The 7,459-nt window shown below is 31.9% G+C and carries 9 protein-coding genes and 1 pseudogene; 8 read left to right on the top strand and 2 right to left on the bottom strand.

The genetic code is table 11. The features are described from left to right. Positions 1 to 100: 100 nt before the first annotated feature. Complete coding sequence (locus ABYI63_RS16930; protein WP_372758044.1) at positions 101 to 445, bottom strand: winged helix-turn-helix transcriptional regulator; 345 nt, start codon at positions 443 to 445, stop codon at positions 101 to 103. A 108-nt stretch (positions 446 to 553) separates the two neighbouring features. Here ABYI63_RS16930 and ABYI63_RS16925 point away from each other — a divergent pair, with 108 nt between their 5' ends. The 7 genes and pseudogenes from ABYI63_RS16925 (at position 554) to ABYI63_RS16895 (ending at position 5,196) form a co-directional block, all read left to right on the top strand. Next, a complete protein-coding gene (locus tag ABYI63_RS16925) occupies positions 554 to 931 on the top strand; it encodes a DoxX family protein (protein WP_372758043.1) in 378 nt (125 codons plus the stop codon). Positions 932 to 1,577: 646 nt separating this feature from the next. Continuing rightward, positions 1,578 to 1,997: an organic hydroperoxide resistance protein gene (locus ABYI63_RS16920; protein ID WP_372758042.1), complete on the top strand. Its 420-nt coding sequence runs from the start codon at positions 1,578 to 1,580 to the stop codon at positions 1,995 to 1,997. A 129-nt stretch (positions 1,998 to 2,126) separates the two neighbouring features. Continuing rightward, a pseudogene (locus ABYI63_RS16915) lies at positions 2,127 to 2,375 on the top strand (hypothetical protein); the annotation flags it as partial. Positions 2,376 to 2,501: 126 nt separating this feature from the next. Continuing rightward, the gene (locus tag ABYI63_RS16910; protein ID WP_372758041.1) at positions 2,502 to 2,933 is read left to right on the top strand and encodes a MarR family winged helix-turn-helix transcriptional regulator; all 432 of its coding nucleotides are present in this window, start codon (positions 2,502 to 2,504) and stop codon (positions 2,931 to 2,933) included. A 436-nt stretch (positions 2,934 to 3,369) separates the two neighbouring features. Then, a complete protein-coding gene (locus ABYI63_RS16905; protein ID WP_372758040.1) occupies positions 3,370 to 3,798 on the top strand; it encodes a hypothetical protein in 429 nt (142 codons plus the stop codon). A 273-nt stretch (positions 3,799 to 4,071) separates the two neighbouring features. Continuing rightward, positions 4,072 to 4,500: a DUF1330 domain-containing protein gene (locus tag ABYI63_RS16900; protein WP_372758039.1), complete on the top strand. Its 429-nt coding sequence runs from the start codon at positions 4,072 to 4,074 to the stop codon at positions 4,498 to 4,500. Between the two features lie 156 nt (positions 4,501 to 4,656). Continuing rightward, entirely contained in the window at positions 4,657 to 5,196 is a 540-nt protein-coding gene (locus ABYI63_RS16895; RefSeq protein ID WP_372758038.1) for a dihydrofolate reductase family protein, read from the top strand. 594 nt (positions 5,197 to 5,790) lie between these two features. On the opposite strand, the gene ABYI63_RS16890 is transcribed toward ABYI63_RS16895, so the two are convergent. Continuing rightward, positions 5,791 to 6,171 (bottom strand): hypothetical protein, encoded by a 381-nt coding sequence (locus tag ABYI63_RS16890; RefSeq protein ID WP_372758037.1) that lies wholly within the window; start codon positions 6,169 to 6,171, stop codon positions 5,791 to 5,793. Positions 6,172 to 6,262: 91 nt separating this feature from the next. Here ABYI63_RS16890 and xerA point away from each other — a divergent pair, with 91 nt between their 5' ends. Next, complete coding sequence (gene xerA / locus ABYI63_RS16885; protein WP_372758036.1) at positions 6,263 to 7,390, top strand: site-specific tyrosine recombinase/integron integrase; 1,128 nt, start codon at positions 6,263 to 6,265, stop codon at positions 7,388 to 7,390. Positions 7,391 to 7,459: the final 69 nt, after the last annotated feature.

Below are 7,459 nucleotides of genomic sequence, written 5' to 3'. Positions count from 1 at the left end.
TAATAGCGTAAATTCTCCCGAAGCTTCGGGATTAAGCCGCAGCCATATTTCAGGACAAGACAGACAATTTTACAAAACCAAATGAAACATTATTAGAGTGTTAAGTAAAGATTTTTTTTCTATGATTAACACCCCAATTATACAATTCCAAAATAACTTTTTTTAAGGTTTTGGAATGTTCTGTAGGGGCATATTCTGTTCTTACAGGAAAACCATTTAATACCGTTCTCGTAATTAACTGATTTTCTTCCATATCCTTTAACTCCTTAGACAATACTTTGGTGCTTAATTTTGGAATACTACGTTCAATTTCCCTAAAATGCTTATTTCCTTCCCAAATTGAAATTAAGATTAAAAGTTTCCATTTACCACCTATTACGTCTAATGTATCTCTTACTGGTAACAACGCAGACATACATTCTTTGTGTTCTTTCTTTTTCATCATAAATTTATTCTTGATTACCTACAGGTAACTGGTTACCTCCAGGTATCTGATTACTAATGGTAATCAAAAATAGTTAATTTTGACATCTTATTAATAAAAAAATTTAAAATGAAAAATAAGGTTCTTACAGTTTTATGTATTCTTTTCGGATTAATGATGATTAATTCAGGTTTAAACAAATTCTTTAACTACATGCCCATGCCAGAAATGTCTGAAGAAATGATGCAAATAATGGGTGGTTTTATAACTATAAAATGGATTTTACCACTTGTGGCTATTGTAGAAATCATTGGAGGCATTCTAATTGCACTACCAAAAAAAAGAGCATTAGGTGCAATTGTTATTCTTCCAGTTATTATAGGAATTTTTGTGCATCACTTAGTACACGATATAGCAGGTATCGGGATAGCACTCGTTTTATTGGCTATCAACATATGGGCAATTGTTGCCAATTGGGATAAATTCAAACCAATTATAGAAAATTAAATTATTTAATAAAACTTAGTAGTAAATTTTCAACCTTGTGGATTACTGAATAAACACTACTGCCAACAAAGACTGGAGCTAAAAAAACTAGTCTTTTCTTCAAAAATATTAAATACTATTATTTTGGGCTTACAAATTCAAGAGATTGATGCTGTAAGCTTTTTTTTTGCTGTTTTTTATAATTATTACAGAAGCTATTTTCTAAACACCCTACTAAGTAAAGATTAAAAAAACTATTGGAACGATGCTCATTTTGCCACTATAACCATTTTATATTTTGGTTTTTAGGTATGGAAAATCTAACTCTAAAATAGTTTTTAACCAGCGGCAGAAATTGGTTTTTGCCTATATTCTTAAAATATAAATTTAATTATAAATACGAACATTTTTTATTCAAATTTGATAGGATGTAAAACAGGCACAACGCCCATAAGTAATAGCTTATTCCCTCCTACTCCTGAAAGCCACTCGGGTTTTCAGCTTGGTGTATGCCTGCAAAGTTGAGTGCTAACCCCAAAAAAACCTATAAACACAACTTACTTTTGCTAAAGTCGTTTCTAATTAATAAAAAATTTTGCAGAATAGATTACTTTCGTATATTTGAATCGTGAACGATATAATCGTTAGCGATAAATAAATATAATATATGAAAACATTGTACCAAACAAGCGCCACTGTAACAGGCGGACGAAACGGAAAAGTAACTAGTGAAGACGGAGTGTTAGCGTTAGAAGTTAGAATGCCAAAAGAACTTGGAGGAAGTCAACAAGGTTATACAAACCCAGAACAACTTTTCGCAGCAGGTTATGCATCCTGCTTTGACAGTGCACTTAACCTAGTAATGAATAAAGAAAAAGTGAAACCAAAAGAACCTTCAACTGTAAAAGCAAATGTTGGCTTGCTTCCTGATGGCAGTGGTGGTTTTAAACTCGGTGTTTCTCTACAGGTAGAAATTCCTGGTATAGAAATAGAAAGTGCTCAAGAACTAGTTGAAAAAGCACATCAAATTTGCCCTTATTCAAACGCAACACGCGGAAATATTGATGTCCAATTAGAAATTATTTAACAATCTAAGGGCCGAAAAATGAATAGTAAATCTTTTTTCTGTCCTTTTTAAAAATATACTTAGCGGAATTCTAGGTGCTTCTCATCAACACTATATGCATGCTACTATCAATAAAATAAAGGGTTAAACAAAATTGCCACTAAAATGTTGGAAGAGTATCACGAAGAAATTGGCGATACTGGTAAAATTATAGACAGAATTATACAACTTGGAGGCGTCTCTAACTTAGCAACAATTAAGCTAGAAATTTATGCTGACTTGGGAAGCCAATTAAAGGAAGAATTAAAAGAACAAGAGGAAGGACTTGCTGAATTACAAAAAGCATATTATGCTATTGAAAATGACCTACCCACTCAAATCCTTTTAGGGAATACATAAAAACTGAAACGGAACATGGTTCTTGGTTGCAACAACAGGTTAATCTGCTAGATGCTGTGGTAATTCAAAATTATTTAACTACACAAATTTAATTTAACTTTGTACAGAAACTTAAAATAACAACAAATGCAGGTTAATGACTCTTTAAAACTTGAAAATCAATTATGCTTTCCACTATATGCGGCATCAAGGTTGGTAACCAAATGTTATCAGCCAGTCTTAGATAGTCTAGGAATAACGTATCCACAGTATCTTGTATTGATGGTTTTATGGGAAAATGACTCTGTTAATCTTAGTTTGCTATCAGAAAAATTAATGTTGCAATCAAATACCCTTACGCCTTTACTTAAAAGAATGGAGAAAATGGACTTAATTACTCGTTTACGTTCAAAAACAGATGAAAGAAACATAATTATTTCACTTACAAAAAAAGGTATTGACATAAAAAATGAAGCTCCTAAAGTACAAAATCAACTTTCTCAAAACATTGGTGTTACTCTTAAAGAAGCAGAACAGTTACATATGTTACTATATAAACTGATAGAAAACCTTAGCTAATTGCAAAATGCGGGTATAGAATAACACCATGGCAGAAAAAAGTGAACAACGTTTAATTACAATTAACTCATTGCATTGTATTAGTTTATAGAAACAAATAGTTTGTTTCAAATTATCCGTTTTTTAGGATGCTCATCATCCGTCTCATTACCTTATTTTATAAAATTGTGTGTACAATTGTGTACTCTTATTATTAATTTTATTAATCAAATTTATAACTAAAGCCAAGATATTTAATTCTACTTTTTAGGTAAATATTTTTCTGCAATAGAGATCTAGTCAATTATTTACATCCTATTGTTGTCTGCAATTTGAAAAACATATCGACATATAACAAACTGATTTTCGAAAATAAGTTTTAAAAAATCACGTTTTTAAACTAAGAGATTTGTCGACTTAATTGTTTAATAATAAAATAATAACAAAAATTAATAAAATGAAAACCTCAAATTTTAAACTACTTACAATTTTTACTGCAATGGTATTATTCATTGGAACATTTTCGTCCTGTTCCGATGACGATGGACCAACTGCTAATATAAACGTTAATGAAGGTCCATCTGGCGATATTGGTGGCGATTTTACTGGAAATGGCGGAAATGCGTCTCGAACGATAAATTGGACTAACAATTTAACCACAGCTGATTATAATGCTGACATAACTGCTACTGCAAATGGAACATTTAATATTGTAGTAGCTGATTCTGAAGGCACTGTGGTGCTTGACAGAACTCTTAATGGAGGAACTGAACCCGATAGTATTGATGGTGTAACACAGGCTGGAGAACCTGGAAATTGGACTGTTACCATTACAATTACGTCTTTCAATGGAGATGGAAGTTATTCATTAAGCGAAGGAGACTAATATGGAATTAGTAAATTAATAATGGGAAAGGCTGTCTGAAATTGATAGCCTTTTCTGTTAAAACATATAAAAACTACAACCATGGAAGCTTCCCACGAAACCGAACAGTTTAAAATTATAAAAACGAAATTAATTTATACAACGAAATAAGATTACAATTATCTTTAGTGCAAAAAACACCAAATAATGGTATATAAAGCGTAAATCAATTTTTAACCTGTAGCCATATTCAGGATAAAACATTTGAAATAACAACCCGAAATAGAAGAAAATATGAGCAAACACATTGATGCAAGTCCGGAAGCAGGAAAAGAATTTTATCAAAACTTCCACGGCAAAGGAAAGGTAGTGATGTTGAACTTACTAAAATTTAGAGTAACGGCTGACTATACAAATTTAGAAGAATTAAAACCTATCAAAAACATCAGTGGCGAAGAAGCCTATCAATTGTACCTGAATAGTACTCTACCCGAATTAGAAAAAGCAGGAAGCCGAATTATCTATTTTGGAAAGAGCCGAAACTTTCTGATTGGACCCGACTCGGAAAAATGGCATGCGGTTTTGTTGGTAGAACACGAGTCTGTTTTGAAGTTTATGGAATTTGCACAAAGTCCAGACTATCAAAAAAAGGCAGGACACAGAACAGCGGCATTGGAAGATTCCAGGTTATTACCAACAAATGAAATAAAAAACTACACCTAACAAGCTCATATATCTTATGGCGGGTGACCGGGTGAATGATAGGGTATCCCTCCATAGCCAGTTTTGATTACAGTGAACAGGAAAGTGCTTCTAAACCACAACAACCCATATGCAAACCCTTGGCATTCATATTAACATATAGAAACCAAAAAAGAAATGAGTAAAAAGAATAGTGTATTTATCGCAACAAGTTTAGACGGCTATATTGCTGACAAAAATGGCGGAATTGATTGGTTAAATACCATCCCAAATCCAGATAATAACGATATGGGATATGTGGAATTCAATAACGAAATTGATGCTCTTGTTATGGGACGAACAACATTTGAAACCGTACTTGGATTTGATGTTGAATGGCCATATAACAAGCCTGTCTTTGTGTTGAGTAATAAACTAAAAGAAATTCCTGAAAGCCATATAGGAAAAGCATTTTTGATTAAAGGGAGTTTGTCGGTTATTCTAAATCAAATCCACAAAAAAGGATTTCACCGACTTTACATAGATGGAGGAACTACAATACGAAATTTTTTGAAAGAGGACTTAATTGATGATATGATACTTACAACAATACCGATTTTATTAGGTGGTGGTTCTTCGCTATTTATGGAACTGCCAAACGAACTGAATTTTGAACTGATTGGAACAAAAACCTATCTGAATCAAATAACACAGAATCACTATAAACGGAAAAGATAAAATACAAAATACCAACAAAGAACTGAGCTAAAAAACAAACCATTTTAAACTAATTTTAAAACAAAGTTCTCGTTATTTGGCATCCCTGATTTAGCTATTGCAAAAGCCTTTTTCAATAGTTTATTGCACACCGCCAACATAACTAGTTTTTTGCTTTTCCTTGGTCTACAACACATCCAAAAAACAGGCATAGTATACATTCTACAGCGGATTAAAGAGAACATAGTTAAATTATCAAAACTCATTGTATCGCATTAGCTTAAAGCCGTAAATGATTTGGTTCCAATTATCCGCTTTTTAGGATGCTCATCATCCGTTCCATCAATGTAAAAGTAAGGAATTTGAAGACATAAAAAAACGGATTTTGAGAACACAATCTGTTGATTTCATTAGCCGAAAGCTTTGTACCGGGAACTGGACTCGAACCAGTGACCTTCGGGTTATGAGCTCTAATCAGGGCTTGCAGTTAACGCAAACACTGGGCTTTCCCGATGTTATTTTTGAAAATCGTGTTCTAAAACGTGTTCCGTTTTATGTTCACTTTTGTTAGTAATAATATTTGATGAAATTAATAAATTTTAGAATAACAAGAAACTATTTTTCCATATAATCCTGCCATTGTATTAAAATGTATTTTTCAACAGAATTCTCCATTCTTTTTAAAAATCCATATTCGTATGCAAACAGGTAAACATCTCCTTTGGAGTTTTTCCAATAATGTGTAAAAAAGTTGGAATTAAACCCCAATTCGTTTAACACTTCAGCCCTTACGGTAACCTTACCTCCTTTATTAAATTCTTTTAGTATTTTTCTATTTAGCTTCAGTTGGTTGTCTACCTTATTATAAAACCGTTCTGGATTTTGCTTTTCTTTTTGATATTGATACCCGCTTTTACATTGTGGATCACAAAACTTCTTATCGGTTCTTCCTTTTAATTCTTTACCACAATGTAAACATTCCTTATAAATTCTCATGAAATTAAATTTAACCGTATTTTATACGAATCATATTCGAATAAGATACGACTAAATCATTTATATACTTTAAATTAGTAAAAAAATATTTATGGAACTACCGAAAAGCATCACTTTGAAACATTTGCTTGTTGAGCAAAAAAAATGTATTGGACTTCAGTTTACGACCAACAAAGTTATTCAAGTACTTGTTGATACGCTACCAAATATTGCATGGAGTCAAGAATTTGGCATGTTCTATTTGCCAAATAATCAAAATAATTTGAAACAAATTTTTAAGACGTTTCATGGTGTTGCTTGGGTAAATGGCAACTATTTCTTCACTGAAAAAGTTATAAACGAAGACAATCCTATTCTTAATTTAGAACGTTACAGAAAAAGGAAGCCGAAAGAAGGCTTTAAACTTTGCCCCGAAGAATATTTACTAAAATTAGAACTAAAACGATATTCAGACAACACTGTTCGCAACTATGTGGCTTGCTTTGAATCTTTCATTAATCACTATTATGAGATAGACCCAATCAATTTAAATGAAAATGATGTTAGAAAATATTTGCAAAAACTCATACAGGATGGAAAGTCTAATTCCTATGTTAATCTTGCCGTTAATAGTATAAAATTCTTTTATGAAATTGTTCACGGAATGCCTAATAGATTTTATTCTATTGAAAGACCCAGAAAAGAAAAGCAATTACCAGAGGTTTTATCTAAAGAAGAAATTATTAAAATTATAAATAATACCAACAACATTAAGCACCGATGTATTGTAGGGCTGTTATATTCCTCTGGACTTAGAAGAGCTGAGCTGCTAAACCTTAATGTGACCGATATAGATAGTAAACGAATGGTTGTAATTATAAAAAATGCAAAAGGAAATAAAGACCGCATTTCGGTTTTAAGCCCGAGTATTTTAAAAGATTTACAAAAATATTACAAAGAATACCGCCCCGAAAAATATCTTTTTGAAGGTCAAAAAGGGGATAAATATAGTGTTACAAGTGTATTAAATATTATTTCAACAGCGGCTAAAAAAGCGGGAATACGTAAAAAGGTAACACCCCACATGCTAAGACATAGTTTTGCTACTCATCTATTAGAAAACGGAACAGATATTAGACATATACAACTATTACTTGGACATAGTTCTACCAAAACGACAGAAATTTACACACATGTAGCAAATAAATCGTTTATGGAAATAAAAGATTTACTATCTTAGTTTTATAATGTGGATATAAACAATTGTACCTTTTGAAGGATATAGACAATTGTCTATATCCAATTGTTG

The organism is Mariniflexile sp. (genome assembly GCF_041583155.1).
GTDB lineage: Bacteria > Bacteroidota > Bacteroidia > Flavobacteriales > Flavobacteriaceae > Mariniflexile.
Note: the sequence above shows the minus strand (reverse complement) of the source record. Positions and strands in the feature narration are given on the sequence as shown.

Excerpts from the sequence above, each read along its gene's own strand:
- ABYI63_RS16930 (WP_372758044.1), bottom strand. The coding sequence starts at position 445 with ATGATGAAAAAGAAAGAACACAAAGAATGTATGTCTGCGTTGTTACCA.
- ABYI63_RS16925 (WP_372758043.1), top strand. The coding sequence starts at position 554 with ATGAAAAATAAGGTTCTTACAGTTTTATGTATTCTTTTCGGATTAATG.
- ABYI63_RS16920 (WP_372758042.1), top strand. The coding sequence starts at position 1,578 with ATGAAAACATTGTACCAAACAAGCGCCACTGTAACAGGCGGACGAAAC.
- ABYI63_RS16910 (WP_372758041.1), top strand. The coding sequence starts at position 2,502 with ATGCAGGTTAATGACTCTTTAAAACTTGAAAATCAATTATGCTTTCCA.
- ABYI63_RS16905 (WP_372758040.1), top strand. The coding sequence starts at position 3,370 with ATGAAAACCTCAAATTTTAAACTACTTACAATTTTTACTGCAATGGTA.
- ABYI63_RS16900 (WP_372758039.1), top strand. The coding sequence starts at position 4,072 with ATGAGCAAACACATTGATGCAAGTCCGGAAGCAGGAAAAGAATTTTAT.
- ABYI63_RS16895 (WP_372758038.1), top strand. The coding sequence starts at position 4,657 with ATGAGTAAAAAGAATAGTGTATTTATCGCAACAAGTTTAGACGGCTAT.
- ABYI63_RS16890 (WP_372758037.1), bottom strand. The coding sequence starts at position 6,171 with ATGAGAATTTATAAGGAATGTTTACATTGTGGTAAAGAATTAAAAGGA.
- xerA (WP_372758036.1), top strand. The coding sequence starts at position 6,263 with ATGGAACTACCGAAAAGCATCACTTTGAAACATTTGCTTGTTGAGCAA.